Source organism: Alteromonas marina (assembly GCF_000808575.1).
GTDB lineage: Bacteria > Pseudomonadota > Gammaproteobacteria > Enterobacterales > Alteromonadaceae > Alteromonas > Alteromonas marina_A.
Map to the genome: position 1 here is coordinate 1 of NZ_JWLW01000048.1, position 499 is coordinate 499.

At 39.5% G+C, this 499-nt stretch carries 1 protein-coding gene; it reads right to left on the reverse strand.

Annotated elements, in window-relative coordinates; translation table 11 throughout:
• Positions 1 to 499 (reverse strand): thrombospondin type 3 repeat-containing protein (locus RJ41_RS14680; RefSeq protein ID WP_039222368.1); only part of this gene is annotated, 499 nt, incomplete at both ends.

Here is a 499-nt window from a genome sequence, read left to right on the forward strand (position 1 = left end):
CTTCAAGGTTAGTCAGGCCATCACCGTCAAAGTCCATTATGGCGTCTTCAGGGTCGAACGGATCAAGCCCATAGTTTTCTTCTATTTTATTTGGTAAGCCATCACCATCTATATCGTTATCTATGGCGTCTGGCGTTCCGTCATTGTCAGAGTCTTTAAAGCTGGAACTGTCTAGTGGGTCCGTACCGTCAATTAACTCCTGTTCATCAGGTACACCATCGTTGTCATCATCTAAATCTTCATTATCAACGATGCCGTCATTATCGGTGTCTAATAGTGGATCTGAACCTTGTGGAAAAGGATCAAGTTGGTCCGTAAGGCCATCTAAATCATAATCAGCGAAAGAACTTCCTTCTAACGAAAGCGTAAAGTCATTTTGGTTATGATTAAATAAGACCGACACTTTTACCCTAGAAGAAAACAAGGTGTGACTATCATTCTTTTTTAACTCGATATAAGTAAAAAATGATAAATCCCAATCATCAAAATAGACATCTTG